22 protein-coding genes, 2 pseudogenes and 1 riboswitch are annotated in these 22,919 nt (G+C 68.8%); of the genes and pseudogenes, 15 read left to right on the top strand and 9 right to left on the bottom strand.

Annotation, left to right across the window (positions count from 1 at the left end; genetic code table 11):
- The first annotated feature begins 279 nt into the window (after window positions 1-279).
- From APR03_RS08820 to APR03_RS08805, 4 genes are all read left to right on the top strand, one after another.
- Entirely contained in the window at window positions 280-927 is a 648-nt protein-coding gene (locus APR03_RS08820; protein WP_253834747.1) for a class I SAM-dependent methyltransferase, read from the top strand.
- Window positions 920-4,216: a DEAD/DEAH box helicase gene (locus APR03_RS08815; RefSeq protein WP_253834746.1), complete on the top strand. Its 3,297-nt coding sequence runs from the start codon at window positions 920-922 to the stop codon at window positions 4,214-4,216. Before APR03_RS08820 ends, APR03_RS08815 begins: the two co-directional genes overlap by 8 nt.
- Window positions 4,213-5,253 carry an Eco57I restriction-modification methylase domain-containing protein gene (locus tag APR03_RS08810; RefSeq protein WP_253834744.1) on the top strand — a complete coding sequence of 347 codons (1,041 nt, stop codon included), beginning with the start codon at window positions 4,213-4,215 and terminating at the stop codon, window positions 5,251-5,253. Before APR03_RS08815 ends, APR03_RS08810 begins: the two co-directional genes overlap by 4 nt.
- Before the next feature lie 152 nt (window positions 5,254-5,405).
- Window positions 5,406-5,693, top strand: coding sequence for a hypothetical protein (locus tag APR03_RS08805; RefSeq protein WP_253834742.1), 288 nt, complete (start codon window positions 5,406-5,408; stop codon window positions 5,691-5,693).
- A gap of 45 nt (window positions 5,694-5,738) precedes the next feature.
- Here the strand turns inward: APR03_RS08805 and APR03_RS08800 are convergent, their stop codons facing one another.
- Window positions 5,739-6,392, bottom strand: a complete 654-nt coding sequence (locus tag APR03_RS08800) for a hypothetical protein (protein WP_253834740.1) — start codon at window positions 6,390-6,392, stop codon at window positions 5,739-5,741.
- 212 nt (window positions 6,393-6,604) lie between these two features.
- Between APR03_RS08800 and APR03_RS08795 the strand changes: the two are divergent.
- Window positions 6,605-7,511 (top strand): annotated as a pseudogene (locus APR03_RS08795) (IS5 family transposase).
- Between the two features lie 297 nt (window positions 7,512-7,808).
- Here APR03_RS08795 and APR03_RS08790 read toward each other — a convergent pair.
- A complete protein-coding gene (locus APR03_RS08790) occupies window positions 7,809-8,726 on the bottom strand; it encodes a competence protein CoiA family protein (protein WP_253834738.1) in 918 nt (305 codons plus the stop codon).
- Window positions 8,723-9,388, bottom strand: a complete 666-nt coding sequence (locus APR03_RS08785) for a hypothetical protein (RefSeq protein ID WP_253834736.1) — start codon at window positions 9,386-9,388, stop codon at window positions 8,723-8,725. Before APR03_RS08785 ends, APR03_RS08790 begins: the two co-directional genes overlap by 4 nt.
- Window positions 9,389-9,758: 370 nt before the next feature.
- Here APR03_RS08785 and APR03_RS25430 point away from each other — a divergent pair.
- A pseudogene (locus APR03_RS25430) lies at window positions 9,759-9,980 on the top strand (DUF6228 family protein); the annotation flags it as partial.
- Between the two features lie 237 nt (window positions 9,981-10,217).
- Here APR03_RS25430 and APR03_RS08780 read toward each other — a convergent pair.
- Window positions 10,218-10,583 (bottom strand): DUF6234 family protein, encoded by a 366-nt coding sequence (locus tag APR03_RS08780; RefSeq protein ID WP_253834734.1) that lies wholly within the window; start codon window positions 10,581-10,583, stop codon window positions 10,218-10,220.
- A gap of 196 nt (window positions 10,584-10,779) precedes the next feature.
- Between APR03_RS08780 and APR03_RS08775 the strand changes: the two genes are divergently transcribed.
- On the top strand, window positions 10,780-12,153 hold the full coding sequence (locus APR03_RS08775) for an FAD-binding oxidoreductase (protein WP_253834732.1): 1,374 nt from the start codon (window positions 10,780-10,782) through the stop codon (window positions 12,151-12,153).
- A 45-nt stretch (window positions 12,154-12,198) separates the two neighbouring features.
- Here the strand turns inward: APR03_RS08775 and APR03_RS08770 are convergent, their stop codons facing one another.
- Window positions 12,199-14,058: an AfsR/SARP family transcriptional regulator gene (locus APR03_RS08770; protein WP_253834730.1), complete on the bottom strand. Its 1,860-nt coding sequence runs from the start codon at window positions 14,056-14,058 to the stop codon at window positions 12,199-12,201.
- A gap of 178 nt (window positions 14,059-14,236) precedes the next feature.
- Between APR03_RS08770 and APR03_RS08765 the strand changes: the two genes are divergently transcribed.
- From APR03_RS08765 to APR03_RS08745, 5 genes are all read left to right on the top strand, one after another.
- Complete coding sequence (locus APR03_RS08765) at window positions 14,237-14,452, top strand: hypervirulence associated TUDOR domain-containing protein (RefSeq protein ID WP_253834727.1); 216 nt, start codon at window positions 14,237-14,239, stop codon at window positions 14,450-14,452.
- Window positions 14,449-14,769, top strand: coding sequence for a DUF3140 domain-containing protein (locus APR03_RS08760; protein WP_253834725.1), 321 nt, complete (start codon window positions 14,449-14,451; stop codon window positions 14,767-14,769). Before APR03_RS08765 ends, APR03_RS08760 begins: the two co-directional genes overlap by 4 nt.
- Before the next feature lie 57 nt (window positions 14,770-14,826).
- Window positions 14,827-15,168 (top strand): hypothetical protein, encoded by a 342-nt coding sequence (locus tag APR03_RS08755; RefSeq protein WP_253834723.1) that lies wholly within the window; start codon window positions 14,827-14,829, stop codon window positions 15,166-15,168.
- A 151-nt stretch (window positions 15,169-15,319) separates the two neighbouring features.
- Window positions 15,320-15,637, top strand: coding sequence for a hypothetical protein (locus APR03_RS08750; protein WP_253834721.1), 318 nt, complete (start codon window positions 15,320-15,322; stop codon window positions 15,635-15,637).
- On the top strand, window positions 15,634-16,095 hold the full coding sequence (locus APR03_RS08745) for a hypothetical protein (protein ID WP_253834719.1): 462 nt from the start codon (window positions 15,634-15,636) through the stop codon (window positions 16,093-16,095). The genes APR03_RS08750 and APR03_RS08745 overlap by 4 nt, the downstream gene beginning before the upstream one ends.
- Before the next feature lie 36 nt (window positions 16,096-16,131).
- Here APR03_RS08745 and APR03_RS08740 read toward each other — a convergent pair whose 3' ends face one another.
- Window positions 16,132-17,076: a helix-turn-helix transcriptional regulator gene (locus APR03_RS08740; protein WP_253834718.1), complete on the bottom strand. Its 945-nt coding sequence runs from the start codon at window positions 17,074-17,076 to the stop codon at window positions 16,132-16,134.
- Window positions 17,077-17,386: 310 nt separating this feature from the next.
- Between APR03_RS08740 and APR03_RS08735 the strand changes: the two genes are divergently transcribed.
- Window positions 17,387-18,211: an alpha/beta hydrolase gene (locus tag APR03_RS08735; RefSeq protein ID WP_253834716.1), complete on the top strand. Its 825-nt coding sequence runs from the start codon at window positions 17,387-17,389 to the stop codon at window positions 18,209-18,211.
- 3 nt (window positions 18,212-18,214) lie between these two features.
- The gene (locus APR03_RS08730; protein WP_253834714.1) at window positions 18,215-19,003 is read left to right on the top strand and encodes an MBL fold metallo-hydrolase; all 789 of its coding nucleotides are present in this window, start codon (window positions 18,215-18,217) and stop codon (window positions 19,001-19,003) included.
- A 338-nt stretch (window positions 19,004-19,341) separates the two neighbouring features.
- Here the strand turns inward: APR03_RS08730 and APR03_RS08725 are convergent, their stop codons facing one another.
- The 3 genes from APR03_RS08725 to APR03_RS08715 form a co-directional block, all read right to left on the bottom strand.
- Window positions 19,342-19,860, bottom strand: a complete 519-nt coding sequence (locus tag APR03_RS08725; protein ID WP_253834712.1) for a hypothetical protein — start codon at window positions 19,858-19,860, stop codon at window positions 19,342-19,344.
- An 8-nt stretch (window positions 19,861-19,868) separates the two neighbouring features.
- Window positions 19,869-19,986, bottom strand: a riboswitch (SAM riboswitch).
- 61 nt (window positions 19,987-20,047) lie between these two features.
- A complete protein-coding gene (locus APR03_RS08720) occupies window positions 20,048-20,695 on the bottom strand; it encodes a response regulator (protein WP_253834708.1) in 648 nt (215 codons plus the stop codon).
- Between the two features lie 39 nt (window positions 20,696-20,734).
- A complete protein-coding gene (locus APR03_RS08715) occupies window positions 20,735-22,009 on the bottom strand; it encodes a histidine kinase (protein ID WP_253834707.1) in 1,275 nt (424 codons plus the stop codon).
- A gap of 228 nt (window positions 22,010-22,237) precedes the next feature.
- Here APR03_RS08715 and APR03_RS08710 point away from each other — a divergent pair, with 228 nt between their 5' ends.
- Window positions 22,238-22,918: a DUF4190 domain-containing protein gene (locus APR03_RS08710; RefSeq protein WP_253834706.1), complete on the top strand. Its 681-nt coding sequence runs from the start codon at window positions 22,238-22,240 to the stop codon at window positions 22,916-22,918.
- Window position 22,919: the final 1 nt, after the last annotated feature.

The raw sequence follows: 22,919 nt of genomic DNA, 5'->3' as shown, positions 1-22,919 counted from the left end.
GACCGGGTCGCTGCAGCGTGCAGAACAAGTGGTCGTCGTAGCTGTCCGGAGTGATGGCCCGTGCATTGGGGTGAGATTGTCTGCGGACCGGGTGACACATGGTGCGCGCTGAGCCGTACGTCAGTGTCGGAAGATACGCTGAGGACCAAGCAGAGCGCCCCGCAGTCGGCAGGGCCGGTGGGCAGGAGCGCAGGTACTCATGGTGAGCAACGACGGGGGTGCGAACTCCATCGCCTCCAAACTCTTCGCCGGTTGCGGCGTCCGAACCGAAGGATGCCAGTGACGTTGACCATCGCTGGGGAGCTGCTCGTGAAGTCCCGCAGTCGCGTGAAGTCCTACGGCGAGGTCTTTACGCCAAGCCATATGGTCGAGCAGATGCTCGACCTGGTGCGCGAGGACCTCGAGGACGGCCCCGACTTCGTCGACAAGACCTTCCTCGAGCCCGCCGCCGGTGATGGCAACTTCCTGGCTGCGATCCTGCGTCGCAAGCTCGCTGCGATCGAAAAGCGCCTCCCTGCCGAGACATGGCCGACGGAGTCACTGTTCGCGCTCGCCTCGATCTACGGGATCGAGTTGCTCGAGGACAACCACCAGGACGCCAAGACAGTCATGCTCGCCGAGTTCCACGGCTTCCACCAGGCCCACGGCACGCCATGCGGCCCGGAGACCGACGTGAACCAAGCGGCAGCGTTCCTGATCGACACGAACATCGTGCGGGGCAACACCCTGACCGGGCAGACCCCGAAGGGTGAGGACATCCAGTTCTCCTGGTGGCATCGAGTTGAGGGAAAGCCCGGCGACGTGCAGCGCGAGCCGTTTACGCTCGCATCGCTGCGTGAGGGGAACGGATTCGACTTCACCGTCTACGACAGCTACAAGATCTGCCGGATCGACAATGTCCACGAAGAAGTGAAGGCCGATGCCTAGTCCGAAGATCAACACATTCCGCGAGATCACGCCGATCATCTACTCGTGGAAGACGCCTGACATCCCGAAGTACGACGGCTGGGAGAAGATCGGCTACACCGAGCAGGACTCGGCCGATACTCGTATCGCTCAGCAGGCGAGCCAGCTCTCGGTCGAGAAGATCAAGGTGTGGTCGAGGCGGGCGCTGTTCACCTCCGAGGCCGGCGGTCGCTTCTCGGACACGGACTTCCACGCCTACCTCAAGCAGCAGGGTATCGAGCGCGAGATCAAGCCTAAGCGCACCGAGTGGCACCGCATTGCCCCTGCGCCGAAGTCCTCGCTGGACTACTTCAACGACTTCGCGGGCCAGGACTTCCAGACGGCACCGACAGGCATCGCCGAGGAGGACTACCAGCTGCGCCCCGAGCAGCAGGCTGCCGTCGACCAGGCCGCGGTGTCCTTCAATAACGGCAAGCACGAGGTGCTCTGGAACGCCAAGCCGCGGTTCGGCAAGACGCTGACCACGTACGACCTGATGCGGACCCTCGATGTGCGCCGCGTCCTGATCGTCACGAACCGCCCGGCGATCGCGAACTCGTGGCTCGACGACTTCACACGGTTCATCGGCCACCAGACCACCTACCGGTTCGTCTCGGAGTCGGCATCACTAGAGAAGCGCTCACCCATGACGCGCGAGCAGTGGCGGGCCTACTCGCTCAACCACCAGGACGAGGACCCGCGCGTCGTGGAGTTCCTCTCGCTGCAGGACCTCAAGGGCTCGCAGTACTTCGGCGGTAGCTACGACAAGCTCAAGCACATCGCCCAGTTCGACTGGGATCTGCTAGTGATCGACGAGGCCCACGAGGGCATTGACACCACGAAGACGGATGTCGCATTCGACCAGATCAAGCGGAAGTGGACGCTGCACCTGTCGGGTACGCCGTTCAAGGCGCTGGCATCGGGCAAGTTCGACCAGGACCAGATCTTCAACTGGACCTACGAGGACGAGCAGACCGCGCGCCAGAATTGGCAGGACGGCAGTCAGGAGAACCCGTACGCGGCGCTGCCGACGCTGAACCTGCTGACCTACCAGATCTCGCGAATGATAACGGATCGTCTGGCCGAGGGCGTCGCCATCGCCGAGGACGAGGCGAACATCGACTACACGTTCGATCTGGGTGAGTTCTTCGCGACCAAGGACAACGGCTTCTTCGAGCACGAGACCGAGGTCATCAAGTTCCTCGACTGCATGGCGACCAACGAGAAGTATCCGTTCTCCACGCCGGAGTTGCGCGACGAGATCCGCCACTCGTTCTGGCTGCTCAACCGCGTCGCCTCCGCCAAGGCGCTCGAGAAGCTCCTCAAGAAGCACGAGGTCTTCAAGGACTACACGGTCATCGTGGCCGCCGGCGACGGGAAGAACGGAGACGACACCGACGCAGTTGCGGTCGGGAAGTCCCTCGACAAGGTGCGCGCAGCCATCGCTGAGGCCGAGCAGTCCGACGGCAAGACGATCACGCTGTCGGTGGGGCAGCTCACCACGGGTGTCACCGTGCCCGAGTGGACCGCGGTCATCATGCTCTCGAACCTGTCCTCGCCCGCGCAGTACATGCAGGCGGCGTTCCGGGCGCAGAACCCCTGCACGTTCGAGCGTGCCGGGCACGTCTACCAGAAGAAGAACGCCTACATCTTCGACTTCGCGCCCGAGCGGACGCTGACGATCTTCGATGCCTTTGCCAACAACCTGCATCCGAACCCGTCGGGCGACCCGCAGGTGCGGCACGACAACATCCGTACGCTGCTGAACTTCTTCCCCGTGCTCGGCGAGGACGCCGAGGGCCGGATGATCGAGCTCGACGCCTCGCAAGTGCTGACCTTCCCGCAGGTGCTCAAGGCCCGCGAGGTCGTGCGCCGCGGCTTCCTGTCGAACCTGCTGTTCGCCAACGTCGCCGGCATCTTCCGGTACTCCGAGCACGTCAAGGAGATCCTCGACAAGCTGCCCACCGCGAAGCAGGGCAAGGTCAAGACGGGCGAACCCATCGACATCCCGGTGCCGTCGCCCGTCACTGACAAGGACGGCAACGTCCAGGTCGACGTCGAGACTGTCATCAACCCCAAGGTCTCCGAGCTCGGCAAGCCGGTCTGGAGCATCGAGGACATCCCGACGGCAGAGCCTGACGCCCCGGTTGCCACCACGGCGACCGCGATCGCGAAGGCTGTGACCGAGCAGGCCAAGGCCAAGCGCGAGGAGCTCAAGGAGGAGTACGGGCTTACCAAGGCACAGCTCGAGCGCGACGAGAAGCGCACCGAGCAGGTCATCAAGGACCAGGTCGAGCGTGCCTACACCGATCACAACATCGCGAACAAGCACCTCGAGGACGAGCTGAAGAGCGCCGCCACCGAGGCCGAGGCCGAGACGGTGCAGGTCAAGAAGGCCGAGCAGGACCAGGCCTTCCAGGACAACATCCTCGCCATCGTCAACAAGACGATGGAGGAGATCGTGCCCGCGGTGGTCACCCGCGAGGAGACCAAGAAGGAGCAGAAGCGCGCGAACCAGACGATGGACGACGCCCGCTCGCACCTGCGGGGCTTCGCCCGCACGATCCCCATGTTCCTCATGGCCTACGGCGACCGCGACATCCGGCTGTCGAACTTCGACGACTACACGCCCGACGACGTGTTCCACGAGATCACCGGCATCACCGAGGCCGAGTTCCGGCTCCTGCGCGACGGTCAGGATGTCACCGAGGAGAACGGCACCGTTACGAAGATCCCGGGCATGTTCGACGAGGCCGTCTTCGACCAGGCTGTCCAGGAGTTCCTCGACAAGAAGGACGCGCTCGCCGACTACTTCGACGACGCGCAGACCGAGAACATCTTCGCCTACATCCCGCAGCAGAAGACGTCACTCGTCTTCACGCCGCAGTCAGTGGTCAAGACGATGGTCGACATCATCGAGGCCGAGAACCCCGGCATCTTCACAGACCCCGACAAGACCTTCGCGGACCTGTTCTCGACTGCTGGCCTCTTCTTGATGGAGCTTGTGCGCCGGCTCGACACCGGTCTGGCGAATGTCTTCCCTGACCAGGACCAGCGCCTCAAGCACATCCTCAGCTCCCAGATCTTCGAGATGAGCCACGACAAGATCCTGCACGAGGTCACGGTCGAGGCCGTCTCCGGCGGTATCCCCGAGCGCAAGGCCTGGATGAAGGACTCCGGCCACTTCCGCGTGGGCAACCTCGCCAAGATGACCACGGAGGAACGCCAGAAGACCGTCGATGACATGCTGACCGAAGGGCACCGATCATGAGCAAGAAGTTCGACGTCGTCATCGGCAACCCGCCGTACCAGGACGACCTGATCGGCGACAATGAATCCAAGTCCCCGCCGATCTACGACAAGTTTATGGATGCGGCTTTCGAGGTCTCTGAGCGAACCGTGTTGATTACTCCGGCTCGGTTCCTCTCGAACGCCGGGCAGACGCCGAAGACGTGGAACCAGAAGGTTCTGTCTGACAAGCATCTAAGCGTGGCGATCTTCGAACCCTCGTCGTCGACAATCTTCCCTGGCACCGACATCGACGGTGGGATCGTCGTCACGTATCGGGACGCCTCCCGCGACATCGGGCCGATCGGCAATCACTCCCATGTCCCGGATGGGATGAGGTCTCCGGTCGACAAGGTCGCGGCCCGGCTGAAGACATCGCTGGCATCTACCATCACCGAGCATCCTTGTTCGTGGAACCAACTCGTCTTCACCGAGCACCCGGAACTTCGTGAGCGCATTCCCGCCTCGAGCGGCCTTCGTTTGAAGACGAACACCTTCGAGCGCATGGGAGAGGTCTGCCTGCAGGCCGAGCCGAACGACGGGAGCTCGTACATCCGGATCCTCGGCCTCTCGAATCGGAAGCGGGAAGTTCGCTGGGTTCGTCGGGACTACCTCGTGACCCCCGGCGTCGTGGACAAGTACAAGGTGCTCCTCGCCAAAGCCGATGGGGCTGCCGTCAAGTCAGGCAAAGTCGTCGGTATGCCTACGGTGGCTGCGCCGGGGCTCGGCGTCACCCAGACCTTCCTGTCGATTGGGATGTTCGACAGCGAAGCGGAGGCCGAGGCCTGCGCAACGTACGTAAAGACGAAGTTCGCCCGCGCGATGCTCGGGGTCCTCAAGACAACGCAGGACAACTCGGCGATCAAGTGGAAGTACGTCCCGCTGCAGGACTTCACTTCCGCCTCGGATATCGACTGGTCGAAGTCGATCCCGGAGATCGACCAGCAGTTGTACGCCAAGTACGGGCTTGACGACGACGAGATCGCATTCATCGAATCCCACGTCAAGCCGATGGAGTGACCACGGCGGCCGAGCAGCCGTCGGCTCCGTCGTCACGGCGGCCGACCTTTGGCGGATTCCCGAGACACGTCCTTCGCGCCCATCGACACCATCAACGTCGGTGGTCGTCCCTAGACTCAGACCAGTCTTGAGGGAGAACGGGAGTAGCACCGATGCAGCTGGCCAGTTTTCGCGTCCGGAAGGTCCGGAACATCATCGACAGCGGTGAGATCAAGGTCGATGAGAGCGTCACCTGCCTAGTCGGCATGAACGAGTTGGGCAAGACGGCGGTGCTGTCTGCTCTACACCGGCTGAACCCGGTCGACGAGGCCTCCTTCGACGAGCAGCGCGACTACCCGAGATGGCTGCTCTCGCGGGACCGTCGCGAGAGGACCATCGGTGACGTTGTGCCGATCGAGGCGACGTGCCTCTACCGTTGCCGCGGTGACACCCCAAGCTGATTCTCCCGTTGCCTCCGCGATGCCCTTGGCGTGTTCGCCGGCTGGCTAGACCCCTTTGCGGTCGTACACGACTCGTATCCGATCTGTGACGTCGTTGAGGTCTTCGGTGTGGATACTGAGGTAGCCACTGCGGTTCCTGAGGATCTGCTTGGCCTCGGTCTTGGCCCAGAAGAACCTGTCGATCCAGTTCGGGAAAGTCGTGCCTGATGCGCGGGCGTAGGCGAGGGCTGCTTCGGCGGCGTCATGTTCAGCGCGGTCTTCGAGCACGACGTGCAGGTCGACGTCGCCGAAGTCGGTGGCCGTGTCGTCCAGGAGCGAGCCGAACAGTGAGATCCTCTCGATCCACACGGGCTTGTCCACGTCGGCGTTGTACGACGCTGCGCGGTCGAGTAAGCCGGCGAGATGAGACTCAGCCTTCGCACGGTTGATCGGCCTGAGGAACGAGGCTCCGGCCAGGCCACTGCCTGGAAGAGTGGTGTTCCACCAGACCTCGGGCTCGCCGTCGCTTTCGGGGGTCTCGTGCCTGACGTACCCATCAGCCTCGAGCTGACGGAGTAACCGTTCGGCCTCCGCGACGTCGACCTTGACGACGTGCGCGATGTAGTCGGTGCGCGTCCCGTCGACCAAGCAAGCGCGCGCGAGAGAGCGTGCGACGCCCGGTTCGATCCTCGCTACGGTCTCTCCGCGCTGCAGTCGCATGGGCCAACAATGGCACGGCCGCTGGCGCCGAGCCGTGAACGAGAGCTCGCGCTTGGTGGGAACAGCACTGCGGTCGGGTGGCAATCTCCGGAAGCCGCATCTTGGGCACGACGCGTTCCGAAGGTTGCGGTTCAAGTGGATCCACGCACCGTCCACGCGACTAGGGCCTGTCCTGTGAATGGCCTGGTCACAGGGTTGGTAATGTCGGGTTCGTGGGTGTTGGACGTGGTGAGCTGACCGATACGGCCTGGGCACGGATCGAGCCTTTGCTGCCCTCGGCGGATGGTCGTCGGGGTGGCAGGTGGCGGGATCACCGTCAGGTGAACAACGGGATCCTGTGGCGGTGGCGGACCGGGGCACTATGGCGGGACGTGCCGGCCAAGTACGGGCCGTGGAAGACACTGCACGAACGCCTACGCGTCTGGACCAAGGACGGGACCTGGGAGCAGATCCTGGACCGCGTGATCGTCAAGGACGACTCGATCGGCACCCTGGAGTGGACGTTCTCGGTCGACTCGACTAATGTCCGGGCTCACCAGCATGCTGCCGGTGCCCGGAAAAAGGGGGCTGTGCGACCGGGTGGGTCGAAGACCTCGCGGTCGTTGATAAGGCGATCGGCCGGTCGCGGGGCGGACTGACGTCCAAGATCCACCTCGCCACCGACGGCGCGGCCTGCCGATGAGCGGGATCCTCACGCCCGGGCAGGCCGGCGACAACCCGCAGCTGCTGCCGCTGCTGGACCAGGTCAGCGTCAAGCGCGACGGATCCCGCGGCGGCCGACCCCGGAAACGACCTGATCGGGTGCTGGCGGACAAGGCCTACTCCAGCCCCGCCACCCGCCGCGCGCTACGGGCCCGCGGGATCGCGTTCACCAGCCCGGAGAAGAGGGACCACGCCGCCAACCGGCTCCGCAAAGGCCATCGCGGCGGACGCCCACCGGTGTTCGACCCGGAGGTCTACAAGGGTCGTAACGTCGTGGAGCGGTGCTTCAACCGGCTCAAGCAGTTCCGTGCCCTGGCCACCCGGTACACCAAACGCGCCGCCTACTACCGCACCGAGCTCACCCTCGCCGCGATCGTCCTCTGGCTCCGCGAATCACCGGACACACCCGAGGCGTAGGAGCCTGAATCCACAGCCGGTCCAGGCGGTCGTCAACTGACAACGCCCGCGGTTGACCGTCACCGCCCGCTGCGTGAAGATGGCTCGCGAGAGACGGAAGTCCGCAGCATTCTGCGCTTTGAGCCCTCTGATCACCGCTTTCGCACCAACCTGCCGTGATTCCTCCGGGAGGCTAGAAGATTCGAACCGGCCTGAGAAGGCTGGCGGTTCGAGTTTTCGTTCCCCATCAGCCAAACTGGTGCCAGGCGGTCGGCGCTCGTGGATTTTGCCTTTGAGGTGGACGTGAGCGCGTGAGGATCATGCAGCCTGGGCGGCTGCAGCATGGTTCCGTCTCTCGGCGAGGCACCAGTGCCAGGGGAACTGTCTTTCCTCGGTGCTTGACATCGCGCGCCGGTCAGGAGGCGCGTCAGGCTCTTCGTTGATGCGCATCTCCAGGAACGCTTGGCCCAGGTAGAAGTCTCCGATGATGGCGCGGCACGCGTGGCATTGGAATGCGTTGTACGAGCCGCCGGCGGTGTGTGAGTAGGTCATCTCGATCGGTGCCAGTGGTGCTGTGCCAATTGAGCGCGCCCATCCGGCGACCTCGGCGACGACATCAGGGTCACTCTCGGGGCGTTTGCGCGGAAACAGCTCCTGGCTCGTGCTTCGTTCTATGTGCAGGCCGCAGCGGAGACAGACGTGCAATTGGTCGTACAGGTCCCACACGACCGACGCGGCATCGCACTCTCGCCGCCAGCATCCATAGACCATGACGTCGACAAGTTGGAACACCGGGGCGGCGGCCGAGTACAGCTGGAGCCCGCCGGACAGCAGGTCTGCCACGACAGCCGGTAGTGGATGAATGAGTGTTTGGGGACGGCTCGGAGCCTCGTCTCGCACCTCTACGACAGACCATGCGTGATCCTGGTTTTCGACTGGAAGCACCGGTAGGCCGGTCTCAAGAGCGGGAGGCTTGTCGGGGGTGAACCAGAAGCTCTCGATGCCCATCGCCGCGTACCGGGAAACCCGGGAACGGTACTCCCTTGGCGCCTGATGGGAGATCTGCGCTTCGAGCGCGACCCTGCGGTCTCCGGACTCGCACAGGACATCGGCGCGTGATCCATCTGTCAGACGTGCCTCAAGCTTGGCGGACCAGCCCGCCAACACGGCTGCCTCGCGAAGCGCCTGCTTCAGCTCGGCATGAGCCTCAGACTCCGAGCCCGGGTGCCGGGTCATGACTGCTGCCGCTTCATCGCTCGGCTCTCTTGCTGCTTCTCCCACACGCGAATCGCGGCCTTCTCGGTCTCGAGCTCTTCGACGGCCTCGGCATCAGGGTCGCGGACGGCGTGCGGTCTGTGGGCGGGAACGGGCTGATCATGAGACCCGACTGTCACAAGTCCCGATGCCCGCGGGAGGGTCACGTGCAGGGTGCCGTCTGGGAGTAGATGCACGGTGTAACCACCGACGTGAACCGTCTCGGTCTTGATGACGTCGTCCAGCCAATACGACTCGGCCGTCTTGAGCGGCCAGGATTCGCCGCGCTGCCACGCTAGATCGGCCGGAAGTCGCTCACCGACCACGGAGGCGCGCCAACTCGGCACGCTCGTCTTGAACGCGAGCCGATCGTCGAAAACGTCCCAGTGATCGATGATGCGGACGTCGACCACGACGTTTGACGAGACCGCGACGAGGAAGTCCAGGTTGCCGACCAAGCGCGTCAGGTCTTCGAGCATGGCCCCGTTGCGGGCCTTCCCCCCAAACAGCTGCGGCACCTCTTCCGGCATGTCGACCGACGGGAGATTGGTGCCACGGATCGGCCAACCGCTCTCGATGGCATCGGTGCGCTGCTGCTCGGACTGTGCCTTCGGCCACGAACGGCCGACGTTGACGATGATCACGATGACCTCACCACCCCTCGGCCAGCGATCCTAGCAGTAATGCGTCGACTTCCGGCAGAAGTAACTGCATTCGAACCGCTCGGTGTGCGTAGCCGCCGACGCGCGGCGATGCGGTCCTGCGTGCCGATCCGGTGCGGCTCGTTGCGGGCCGCCTTGCATGCGCGTGTGACAGCGGCAATGAGGTAGGTCCTTGTTCAAGGCGCCGGTAACGTGCATCGGGTGCTCCTGGACAGCGACGATCCGTCAACCCTGCGCATCACCAATTAGACAGGGCTGCGCTTGGAGTTCGAGAAGGCCCTTCTGTACGGTCCCGACGACCCGCACTTCGTAGGCATGCTGACGCGCGGTCGGGGACCACCAGGTCCTTCTTCTGGGGACCAGCGAACTTCCCCAGTTCCTACGAGGGATATATGAGGACTTCCGCGTCTGGGCCGGCGAGCGTACGTGGCTCTCGTTCGAGTCCGAGCTCCGGGTGACAGCGCGGCACGACGGTCACGTTCACCTGCGATGGGAATTGACCCATCGCCCGTATAAGTGGATGTTCTCGACCACGACACGTCACGGTGCGGGAGAAGACATGCGCCGACTCGCAAATACCTTCGACGTAATGCTCGATTCGTGGGCCGGCGTCGGCACCTGTCCCGGAGTGGCACGCAGCAGGCATGACCGTCACCGGCTACGCTGGAAACCGCAGAATTCCAACGATCGAATGCCTCCAAACCACATGATCAACTTCTGGTCTGTCGCTCCCCCTCAGACCGGCCGCCGAGGCTTGAGGGCGCCTACAGACGCGCCTCCGACGGCCCCAGCCGCGCCCCAACGACCCCGCTCACCCACCCTGACAGAACCCCGTCCCGCCCGTGTAACACTGCTCGCCGTTCTCGAAGGTGGTCATCTGGGGCAGCGGGCTATCCCAACGAACCTGCGGCACGGCGAACAGAACCAGCGCGGCGACGGCGGTGACAGCGACCAGCCCGTGCCAGAGGAACACCCACCGTCTGCCGTTGCGCACGGCCGACCAGACAGTCACGACGACGAGCAGCACAGTGACGCCGGCCAGCACTCTGTAGGTCACGATCTGCTGGGTGTCGGGCGTGCAGGTAGCGCCGAAGAAGCACAGGTAGGCGGCCAGGAAGTTCCAGAAGACGAGGATGATCGCGAGGACCGAGCCGACGGACGCGACCTTCTCGACCACTGCCCACCCACCGCGCCGGTCGGTGGGGTTCTCCTCGGGTGACCGCTCCATCCGCCACACGGTAGAGCCTCCCACCCGGTAGCGGCTCGCAAAGTCGACGAGCGCGCTCCCGCCGTCAACCACACGTCAACCGAGCATCGACACGGCCCCGCAACGATCGGCCCCGTTGAACCCGATCGAAACGGAGCACCACCCCATGTCCTCGTACGACCTCGACACCACCACCCTGCGCGCCCGCCTCACCGGCGCCCTCGTCCTTCCCGGAGACGCCGACTGGGACGGCGCGCGGCAGGCGTGGCAGCTGACCGTCGACCAGCGCCCGGAGGCCGTGGTCCTGGCCGAGAACGCCGACGACGTCGTCGCGGCGGTGGATGCCGCGCGCGCCGCGGGGCTGCGCGTGGCGGCCCAGGCCACCGGGCACAACGCGAATCCGCTCGGGTCGCTGTCTGGCACGGTGCTCGTCAAGACGTCGCGGATGCGTGGCGTGGCGGTCGACCCGGAGAAGCGGACGGTCCGCGTCGAGGCGGGTGCGTTGTGGGGCGACGTGACGGCGGCCGCCGCACCGTACGGGCTCATGGGCCTGGCGGGGAGTGCGGCCGACGTGGGCGTCGTGGGCTACACGCTCGGCGGCGGCCTGTCGTGGCTGGCCCGCAAGCACGGCCTGGCCGCGAACGGGGTGGTGGCGGCGGAGGCCGTGACGGCGGACGGCGTGCTGCGCCGCATCGACGCGTCCACCGAGCCGGACCTGTTCTGGGCGGTGCGCGGTGGCGGCGGCAGCTTCGCGGTGGTCACGGCCCTGGAGCTCGACCTCGTTCCGGTGGGCGACCTGCACGGCGGCACGCTGTTCTGGCCCGTCGAGCGCGCCGCCGAGGTGCTGCACGCCTGGCGCGAGTGGACGGCGACCCTCCCGGACGAGGTGACCTCGATCGGCCGGCTGCTCCGCTTCCCGCCGCTGGAGGAGATCCCGGAGCCGGTGCGCGGGCAGTCGTTCGTGGCGGTCGAGCTGGTCTCCCTCCTGGACCAGGATCGGACCGACGCGGTGCTCGCGCCGCTGCGCGAGCTGGCGCCGGTCATGGACACCGTGCACCCCTGCACGCCGCACGACCTGGCGCAGATCCACATGGACCCGCCCCAGCCGGTGCCCGCGGCGGGCGACGGCGTCCTGCTCGGTGCGCTCCCGGCCGAAGCCCTGGACGCCTACCTGGCGCTGACCGGGCCGGACACCGACTTCTCCCTGCTCAGCACCGAGATCCGGCACCTGGGCGGTGCGCTGGCGCCGCAGCCCGGCACCGGCGGCGCGGTGTCCGGGCTGGACGCGGCCTACGCCGTCTTCACCGTCACGATCACGCCGGACGAGGCGGCGGTGAAGGCGACCCACCAGGTCCTGGACGCCGTGGCGCAGGCCTTGCGCCCCTGGTCGACCGGGACCAGCTACCTGAACTTCGCCGAGCGCAGCGGCGGGGCGCCGTTCGCGGAGCCCGCGGTGCTGGCCCGGCTGGGGCGGGTCAAGGCGCAGTACGACCCCGCCGACGTCGTACGCGGCAACCACCCCGTAGCCCCCGCCGCCTGACCCGCACGGCCTCGTGGCCGCCGGGACCGGCGGCGGTCACGAGGCTCAGCGCACCACGGAGAGGACGGTCCCTCCCAGGCGCGCCGGTACGACGTCGGGCGCACCCTCCTCCGCGGACCGCCGCCGGGCGAAGGCGCGCACCACCCCGCCCATGCGGTAGGTGGTGCTGTGCAGGAGCCCGCCCGAGCCGTCCTCGTCGAGCAGGCCCAGCTCCACGAGCGGGTCGAGCACGCTCCAGGCGTCCTCGCAGGTGGCGTCCAGCACCTCAGCGGCCTGGCTCAGCGAGAAGGTGTCGCCGTCCAGCGCCGCGGTGCGGAGCAGGGCCCGCGCCTGGGCCGGTCGCAGCCGTTCGAAGGCGCGGAGCACCGGGGCCTCGGCCAGCAGGCAGTCGTCGTGCAGGATCCCGAGGGGAGTGGTGAGCTCCCGGACCAGCTGGTCGGTCACCGTGGCGACGCTCCAGTGCGGGTGCGCGTTCAGGCGGCCGCCCATGAGGCGCAGCGTCAGCGGCCACCCGCACGAGATCGAGACCAGGCCGGCCACGACGTCCGGCTCGCGCGCGAGCCGTTCCGGGCCGGTGATCTGGGTCAGCAGGCGCAACCCGTCGTCGTCGGGCAACGGGCCCACGTGCACCCAGGTCGCGGACGCCGGCTCAGGCTGCCGGCGGCGCGCCACGAAGAGCACCGCGCTGCCGGGCGGGAGCGCCCCGACCAGCCGGCTCAGCACGGTGGTGTCCTCGACGCCGTCCAGCACCGCCAGCACCCGGCGCTCGCCGGCCGCGGCGCGCAGCCGGATCGCGCAGGCGCTCACGGAGGTGGGCACGTCCGCCGTCGGCACGCCGTAGGCGACCAGCCAGGCGCCGAGGATCTCGGTGAGGTCGCCGGACGCGTGGGCGAGGTCGGCGTACAGCCGGCCGCCCGGAAAGGGGCCGACGGCGCGGTGGGCCGCCTCGACCACGAGGGCCGACCTCCCCAGACCGTCGAGGCCGTGCACCCCGACGGTCGTGACGGACCCGTCGGTGGGCGGCGCGAGCGCCGTCTCGATGCGGGCGAGCTCGGCCTGCCGACCGGTGAACTGGGGGATGCGCGGCGGCAGCAGGACCGGCGCGGGACCACCGGTCGCGATGCTGATGTGCCGAGGTGGTGTCAGGAGCGCCGGGTCCGACACGAGGATCCGCTGGTGCACCGCCTGGAGCGCGGGCCCCGGATCGATGCCGAGCTCCTCGCGCAGCAGGGACTCGCCCGCCCGGTACACGGCCAGGGCCTCGGCCTGACGGCCCCGCCGGTACAGCGTGCGCATGAGCAGCTCCCGCAGCTGTTCCCGGTAGGGGTGCTGATGCACGAGCAGCGCCAGGTCGGCCGCGACGTCCTCCTCGTCCGAGATGTCGGACCCGGCGTCGAGCATGGTGCTGTACCGCAGCTCGACGGCGGCCAGGCGCGCGGCCTGCCACCGGGACCGGTGCCGGGCGGCGTACTCGCCCGGCACGCCGTCGAGCCCCTCGCCCGACCACAGCGCGAGCGCCTGGCTCAGCACCGTGCTCGCGGCGCGCCGGTCGCCCGCCGCCACGTGGTCGCGCGCCCGGGCGACGAGCGTCTCGAAGAGAGCGGTGTCGACGACGTCGGGCGGGGTGTGGACGGCGTACCCGTCGTCCGCCGTCTCGATCGTGACGGCGGAGCCGGCGAGCACCTGCCGCAGCCGGGAGACGTACGTGCGCAGCGTCCCGCCCGCGCTCCGTGGCGGGTTCTCGCCCCACAGGGCGTCGACGAGGTCGTCGGCGGGCACGGCGCGCCCCTGGTGCAGGAGCAGCACGGCGAGCACGGCGCGCTGCTGGGGAGAGCCCAGCGGCACGGCGGCGCCGTCCCGCCACATGCGGACCGGGCCGAGCAGGGTCAGGCGAAGTTCGGGCATGGGGGCTTTCCAGGTCGCGTGCGGACGTCGAGACGACGGAGCCCCAGGCGAGCGGGGCGCGCCCCACATTCTGGTGCGCAGGGAGAACGAGTCGGGCCGGGTGCGTTTGATACACGCGGCGGGTTGTCCGGCACGTCCTGCTGATGCGAGCCGCGGCCGGTCTGCACACCCTGAGGGCATGAGCGACGACACGTACGGCACAGGCGACGAGGTCACGTGGCGTAGCCACGGGCAGACCGTGCACGGCGAGGTGGTCGAGAAGATCACCGAGGACACGGACGCGGCGGGGCGGACGGTCCGCGCGTCGGAGGACGACCCGCAGTACCGCGTGCGCAGCGACAAGACCGGCAAGGACGCGGTGCACAAGCCGTCGGCGCTGGAGGAGGACGCATGAGCGACCAGACCCGGGACGACTTCGGTGAGGCCGTGAACATGACGGCGAGCGAGCTCGAGCGCTGGCTGGACACCGACGAGTCGAAGTCGGTGGGCCAGTCCGACGGCGGCGAGTCGGTGGGGCACGAGTCCGGCCGGCGCATCGTGACGCTGCTGCGCACGAAGAAGGCCGACCTGACGGACGACGACGAGGCGCACATGCGGAAGGTGGTCGGCTACGTGCACCGGCACCTGGCGCAACGCCCGGACGGGGACGTGAAGGACACGCCGTGGCGGTACTCGTTGATGAACTGGGGGCACGACCCGCTCAAGGGGTGAGGTGACGACGTCGCAATGAGCGTGACCGTCGCCCGCAGCCCTGGAAGGATCCCCGCCATGGAGACGGTGACCCTGTGGCGGCCGACAGGCCCGGAGGAGCTGGCCCTCGTCGAGGCGACGGGATGGCGGGCGTGGCCTCCGCGTCTCCCGGACCAGCCGATCTTCTACCCGGTGCTGAACGAGGACTACGCGACGCGGATCGCCCGGGACTGGAACGTGAAGCACTCCGGCGCTGGATTCGTGACGCGGTTCGAGGTGAGCACAAAGTTCCTGGACCGGTACGAGGTCCAGCAGGTCGGCGGCGTGACGATCCTGGAGTACTGGATCCCGGCCGAGGACCTGGACGAGCTCAACGCGAACATCGTCGGCACCATCGAGGTCGTCGCGGCGTACCGGTGAGTGCCAGGTCGGTAGCCCGCGACGGACGCCCATGAGCAGGCGGGACGCTCGCCAGCGGGTCACCGCGCCCGCGCGTCGGCCGCTTGTTCACCCGGGCGAACTGTCGCACGGCAGGCGTGGTACCGCGGACGACGTCCGCTACCGTGCGCTGGTGTCTTGGTACTCATGGAGCGACGGCGAGCAGATCAGCGTCACGGATCTGGCACGCAGCGCAGCCGACGGGAGTCCGCTCGTCGGACACGTGACCATCGCTCTGCCGGACGGGTACCCGCGACCGACGGCGGATGACGACGTCCTGACCACCCACGACGGCGACGTCGTGTACGCCGTGGGGGACACCGTCGTCCGCCTGGGCGCCGACGGCGCCATCGTCTGGTCCCACGATCTCGGGGCTCCCGGATCACAGGTCGGCCTCGCCCGCTCGGGGTCCGCCGCCCTGGCCGGCTCACGTGGCGAGGTACGTCGATGAATGCGGACGACAGGATGGACCCCGAGATGGACGACACCGGCACGGACGAGGACCTGGGCCCCAAGCACCCCGCCTTCGCCGCTCATTTCCGGGACCCGATCTATGACGACCCGGCCGACGATTTCGCGCCCTTCGGCAACGACGAGGGCTGGGACCTGCTGGCCGAGGGGGTGCAGCGGATCGACGAGCTGGACAGCACGTCGACGCTGCAGCAGATCGCACCGGAGTGGTTCGAGGACGGGACGCCGGCGCCGTCCGACCTGAACGAGGACGACGTCGACCTGAACGACATCGTCATCGGCGCGGGGTTCACGCTGCTGCGCCTGACCGGCCAGATCGGGGAGGCGGACCGCGCCCTGGTCCTGCGCGCGCTCGACGTCCGAGACCTCACCTACGGGTGGGATCCGAAGACCGAGCGGCTGCGCAGCGACCTGCGGTCCTTCGGCCGGGACGGTTGAGCCGAGCCCCTCGGGGCGCCCGCCCAGCATCAGCGGTTACCGGTGGTGCAGCAGCTGCCATTCACGGGGCGTCACGCCGTACGCCGCTCGGAAGCGTGTGGCGAAGTGGGACGGGCTGGTGAACCCCCACCGGTGCGCCGTGGCGGCGATGGTGCCGCTCGTGGGCGAGCGGCGGGCGAGCTCGTCGGCCGCACAGCTGAGGCGTTCGCGGATGATCCACTGCTCCAGTCGGAGCTCCGCTCGCGCGCACACCTTGTAGAGGTGCCGCACCGAGACGTGGTGGGCCCGCGCTATCAGGTCGGCGTCGAGGGCGGGGTCACCGAGGTGGCGACGGGCGAAGTCCTGGACGCGGAGCAGGAGCGCGTCCTCCAGGGCGTCGCGCTCGAGGTGTTCGTCGGTGGTGCTGCTCGCCACCAGGGCGCGGGCAAGGGACAGCGTCGCGGCCCCGAGTGCCGCTGCCGCGTCCCCGTCGACCTGGTCGGCGATGCGCCGGACTCCCGTGATGTGGCTGACGAACAAGGGCGTGAGCGGGTTCGTGCCGATGTGTTCCAGAGCCGGTCGGAGCAGGTCGTGCGGGATGCCCAGCGCGGCGATCTCGATCTTGGCGGTGAGGGTGCGGGTGTCGTCGATGCGGTGCACGTACGACTCGGTCAGGTCCGTCGCCCACAGCAGGGCCGGCCTGACCGTGAGCGCACGGCCGAGGTGGGTGTGCACGCCGGTGCCGCGCAGCCCGTAGGTGAGGAGCAGCGAGGCGGGCTCGTCGTCAGCGGCTTTGCGTGCGTCGCGACGCAGGGTGTGGGCCGAGCAGGCGGCGTCGAACAGGCCGACGGCGCCGAGGTGCCAGGCGCTCATGGCCAGGCGGACCCGGTCGTCGGGTCGCGCGGGCGTGAACGTCGTGGCCATGGCTGCGCTGGTCATCGAGTCGACGAGCATGTCGAGTCGGTCGCTGGGCGGCACGGTGGCGGTGTCGAGAACCTGCACGGGCACCTCACGGGTTGCAGTCGGAGCCGAGCCCCCAGGACGACGATGACGCAGGCTCCCGGTGTGCGCAAGGGGGCCGGCCGGTGCGCGGCTCGTCGTCGTGAGCAGCCGTGCAGGTACGCGCAAGAGGTGTGCGCGCACAGTCAAGTGGTGCGCCGGTCGTCCGTGGCAGCCTGAACCCGTTCGTCACGGACGTGCGGCCGGAACTCGCCATGGTCGAGGTGCCGGCCCTGGTGGTCCACCGATCACACGCGGCGCCACGCCGATCTCCCCGACCTCATCGACGGCTGAGCACCCGAGAGGAACCTTGATGAGCACCACCACCGACACCATCGTCCTGATCCACGGCTTCTGGGTCACGCCCCGTTCGTGGGAACACTGGAAGGCCCGCTACGAGGACCAGGGATACACGGTCCACGCCCCCGGTTACCCGGGCTTCGAGGTCGAGGTCGAGGCGCTGCGGGCCGACCCGACGCCGATCGCGGACCTCACCATCGAGGCCATCGTCAGCAACCTGGAAGCGTTCCTCGACACCCTGGACTCCCCGCCGATCCTCATGGGTCACTCCGCCGGCGGAGCGTTCATGCAGGTGGTCATGGACCACGGCTACGGCTGTGCCGGCGTCGCGCTGAACTCGGCACCCACCGAGGGCATCCGTGTCACGCCCTGGACCCAGCTCCACTCGGTGTTCCCCGCCCTGAAGAACCCCCTCAACCACCACCGGGCCGTGGGCCTCGACCCGCAGCAGTGGAAGTACGCGTTCACCAACACGTACACGGACGAGCAGTCGCTCGCGTTCTACGAGCGCTACCACATCCCGGCGTCGGGCCGCGTGCTGTTCGACTCCGTGCTGGCCAACTACCAGCCCGGCCACCAGGGCGCCTGGGTCGACTTCAAGAACCCCGACCGGGCGCCGTTGCTGTTCCTGTCCGGGGCCGAGGACCACATCATGCCCGTGGCCGTCCAGGCCTCGAACGTGAAGCACTACAAGGCTGCGGGCACCGTGACCGAGCACGAGACCTACGCCGGTCGCCCGCACCTCATGGTCGCCGGACCTGGCTGGGAGGAGATCGCCGACCACGCGCTGGAGTGGGCGCTGACCCACGCGCACCGGACCACCGCCTCGGGCCGCTGAACCATGTCGGTCCTCACCCTCACCCACATCGGCGGGCCGACCACCCTCCTGGAGGTCGAGGGCTGGCGGATCCTCACCGACCCCACGTTCGACGCCCCCGGCCGGACCTACCGGTTCGGCTGGGGGACGTCGTCACGCAAGCTCACCGGCCCGGCCATCCCGGCCGCCGACATCGGTCCCATCGATGCCGTCCTGCTCACCCACGACCACCACGCCGACAACCTCGACGACGCCGGCCGGCTCCTGCTCCCGGCAGCCGGCGCCGTGGTGACCACCGCCTCGGGTGCGAACCGTCTCGGCCGCGGGACGGTCGGCCTGCGACCCTGGGACACCACGCTCCTGCGCGCGGCCGGCAGACCGGACATCACCGTCACGGCGACACCCGCCCGGCACGGACCAGCGGGCAGCCGGCCCGTGGTGGGCGACGTCGTCGGCTTCGCTCTCACGTGGCCGGGACAGGAGCACGGTGCGCTGTGGATCTCGGGCGACACCGTGCTGTACGACCCTCTGCGGACCCTCCCGCAACGCGTCGCCGTCGGCACCGCGGTGCTGCACCTCGGCCGGGTCGGGTTCCCGCTCACCGGGCCCCTCGCCTACACGATGAGCGGCGCGGACGCCGTCGAGCTGGTCCGGCTGCTGCGCATCCCCACGGTCGTACCCGTGCACTACGAGGGGTGGTCCCACTTCCGGCAGGGGCGCGCGTCCGTGCTCGCCGCGCTCGCCGAGGCGCCCGACGTCGCCTCGCGGTTCCGCTGGACCGCCGCCGGGGAGCCGCTCAGCCTCGTCGTGTAGGTGCGGGACGCCGTCCGGTGGCTGTCTGGATCGGTGATGCCCATGGTTCTGCCCGCTGCCCGCTGTTCCTGCCCCCCGCCCCCTGTCCCGGTCGCCGGCTCTGCCGTCGGGACCTCCCGCCGGCGCCTCCGCCGGCGGGAGCGGGAGATCCGCCGCGCCGACAACGTTCTTCGTCGAGCGAGTGCCGGGCACGCCGAATTCCGTTCAGCCGAGGCACGACGAATCTTCGTGAGCCGAATTATTCGGCTCACGAAGATTCGTCGCCGCTGAGGTGAACGGGATCAGCCCCACCCGGCACCTCGCCCGCGGCGCGACGCGTCCCGCGCCTCCGCCGTACCTCAAGCCGGCACGTCACCCCCGGTCACGACCCGACCGATCCCGCGCAGCACCGCCTCGCGCTCGGCAGCCGCGACCGGCGCGACCGCGCGCATCCACGACACGAACCGCCGCCCGGCCGACACGGCGTCCTCGGGGAGCACCTGGGCGAGGTCGGCGGTGGTCAGCACCCGGCCGCCCTCCATCGGCATCACCAGCAGGCCGAGGTCCTCGGCCGCCGCGAACGCCTGGTTGAGCTGGGCCGCCCGGTAGGACAGCGAGTCGGCGCGCTGGCCGTCGGCGAGTGTCACCGCCCGCGCGTCGGCTCCCGTCAGGCGGGTCACCGTGATGTCGAGGCGCAGGCAGCGGTCGCAGACGTACTGCCGCGCCCGGAACTGCGTCATCGGCCAGGTTCCGGTCAGGCAGGCAGAGCAGAGCCGCCCGCTCTCCAGGAGGTGCCGACGCCGCTGCAGGGCCCGCAGCCGTTCGTCGCGCGTGGTGTGCTTCCGGACGACGCCGGACTCGTGGACGAGGGTGATCATGTCTGCTCCTGTCGCTCTTCCCACCGCCGTGCGGGGTGGGCCGGTCTTCCTCCTGGAGCACCGTGCGCACAGGGGCGCGGTTGCCGGACCAGCACGCGGAGGGCGTATCGCTGGTCACTCTGGACCTGGAAGGGATACTAGCGCTTCTCTCAGGCCGGACGGCCGGCGCCGACCGGCGGCACGACGTCTACGCGGTCAGGCCTGCCCGGTCGGCCAGCACCGCCAGCTCCGCCCGGTTGTTCATGCCCAGCTTGGTCAGTGCCCGCGTCACGTGCGCCTTCACCGTGTTGTCCGACATCCCGAGCCGCGTCCCGATCTGCTGGTTGGTGTAGCCGGCGACGAGCGCGGCCACCTCGCGCTCACGTTCGGTGAGGAGCTGGAGCTGGGTGCGTGCAGCGGCGGCCCGGTCCTGGCCCTCCGGCGTCGTCATGCGCTGGATCACGAGGGCCGCGGCGTCGGGGCCGAGCGCGCCTCCGCCGTCCGCGACGGCGCGCAGGTGTGTGGCGAGGGTGCTCGGGTCGTCGTCCTTGGAGAGGAAGCCGGCCGCGCCCGCCCGCAGGGCCTGGACCACGGCGTCCTCGTTGCCGTAGCCGGTGAGCGCGACGAACCGCGGTGCGCCTGGCAGGGACGCGTTGCGACGGATAGCCTCGACGCCGTCGACACGGCGCATCTGGAGGTCCACCAGCACGATGTCGGGCCGGTGCTCCGCGACGGCGGCCGGGACCTCGTCGCCGTCCGCGGCCTCGCCGACCACATCGATGCCCTGGGCCGCCAGGATCGTGCGGATCATGGTGCGGGCGAAGGAGTCGTCGTCGACGATCAGCACTCTGGTCACGGTCCACACCGTAGCCGCCAGGTCTTACATCCCCGCTGATCAGGCCTGATGCCAGGGGAGGTGGGCGTCCACGACCCAGCGACCGTCGACTGGCCCGGCGCTGAGGCTGCCGCCGAGCGCGAGGGCGCGCTCGGTCATGCCCGTGATCCCGGACCGGGTGCCGGCCGCGGGCGGTGCGCCGCCGTCCGGCAGGGTGTTGCGGACCGTGATGGTCACGCCCGCGACGGGGGCGCCGCGCAGCACGATGTCGATCGGCAGGCCGGGGGCGTGCTTGAGGGCGTTGGTGACCGACTCCTGCACGATGCGGTAGCACGCCCGCGTCAGCACGGTGGCGGCCGTGTGCCCCTCGGAGACGAGCACCGTGCTGTTGATGCGCGCGCCCTGGTCGTGCAGGGAGAGCAGGAGCGCGCCGAGGTCGTCGAAGGAGACGGGCGTCAGGCCGTCGGCGCCGGTGCGCAGCGTGGTGAGCACGCCGCGCAGCTCCGCGCCGGCCTGGCGCGCGGACGCGCGGATGCGGGCCGCCGCGTCGCGGATCTCGGCGGACGTGTCGGCCGAGGTCTCGAGCACGGACGCCTGCAGCGCGATCTGCGACAGCGAGTGGGCCACGGTGTCGTGCACCTCGCGGGCGATCTCGTCGCGCTCGGTCTGGCGGGTGATCCGGTCGTGCAGCACGGCGGTCTCCGCCGAGTGCTGCTCGGTGAGGGTCACGACGTCACGCCGTCCCGCGACCACCCGGCGCCAGAACCCGATGCCGACCGCGGCGCCCAGGGCGACCACGCCGAGGATCACGTACCCCGAGACGGGTAGCGCGCCGGTGATCTCGCCGGTGACCTCGTCCTTGATCGTGAACAGGCGGTACTCCTCGACCAGCGCGAGCTGCCGCCAGGTCGCCGCGGTGACGGCGACGGCCGCCGCGGCGGTGCAGCCGATCACCGCCGCGCCGGACCGTCGCGCGTACACCGCGGGCAGGCAGACGAGCGGCGTGAGCGCGTCGTAGGGGAGCAGCAGCGGCAGGGCGCTCGTGGCGAGGACGACGGTCACCGGCGCGACGTTCCGGAGGAAGACGCTCCACGGTGCCAGGAACAGGACGAGCAACGCGATCAGCGAGGCCGGCCGGGGATCGACCGTCGCCGGGTCGAGCCCGCCCGGGCGGCCGACCATGTCGAGGAAGGTGACCGCGCTCGCGGAGCCTGCGAAGCACAGCAGGGCGAGGCCCAGCGACCCGGCCACGCTGCCCGCCGTGGGCGCGAGCCGGCGCAGGCGGGCGGCGATCGGGATGGAGTCCGCCAGGTGCGGTACGTGCGGCGGATGCATGTCGGTGAGGTTATGTCGCGCGGCGAGCCGACCGCGTCGTCGGACCGGGTGATCTTGCCGGCCCGATCGGGTAGGCCGCCCGTACCGGATCGGGCGATGTGCGCCCTACCGCGCTCCCGGCAGGGTGGTGCCACCGGCGCGGCCCTCACCGCGGTCCCCAGAACCGCACGGGTCGCGCCGGGCCACAGACATCCCAGACGCACAGTCACCCCAGACGTTGGAGCCCACATGTCCCAGCAGCCTCCCGCCCCCGCAGTCCCCGAGCAGAGCCCCGCGCGTCCCGCCCCGCGGAGCAACGGCATCGCCCTCACCGGCATGATCGTCGCGACCGTCGCGCTGCTGCTCTGCCTGATTCCCGTCGTGAACTGGTTCGCCCTGTTCCTCGGGTTCCTGGCGCTCATCTTCGGGATCGCCGGCCTGGTCAGGGCGCGCGGCAGCCGGTCCGGTCGGGGGATGGCGATCGCCGCCGTCGTGATCGCCGTCCTGTCCGGCATCGGGTTCGCCGTCTCGACGGCCGTGACCCTCGCCGCCGTGGACGCCGTGGAGGAGGCGTCGGCGGAGCTCGGCGACGACCTCGACCGGCTGGACGGCTCGGCCACCGAGGACGTCCTGGCCACCGACCTCACCGTCGACCTCGGCACCTTCGAGGCCACCGAGGACGAGTTCGGGCTGGTCGAGTCGGCGCTCCCGGTCACCGTCACCAACAACGCCGCCGAGGCCTTCAGCTACGACGTGCGGATCGAGGCGGTCGACGGCGACGGCAAGCGCATCGCCGACGACATCCTGTTCGTCAGCGAGCTCGCGGCGGGCCAGAGCCAGGACCACGAGCTGTTCGTCTTCGTGCAGAGCGACCAGCTCGACGCCCTGCGGACCGCGACGTTCCAGGTGGTCGAGGCCTCGCAGTACTGAG

It is taken from the genome of Promicromonospora thailandica, from assembly GCF_024171955.1.
GTDB lineage: Bacteria > Actinomycetota > Actinomycetes > Actinomycetales > Cellulomonadaceae > Promicromonospora > Promicromonospora thailandica.
The sequence above is the reverse complement of the archived record's forward strand: the minus strand, read 5'-3'. Positions and strand labels throughout refer to the sequence as shown.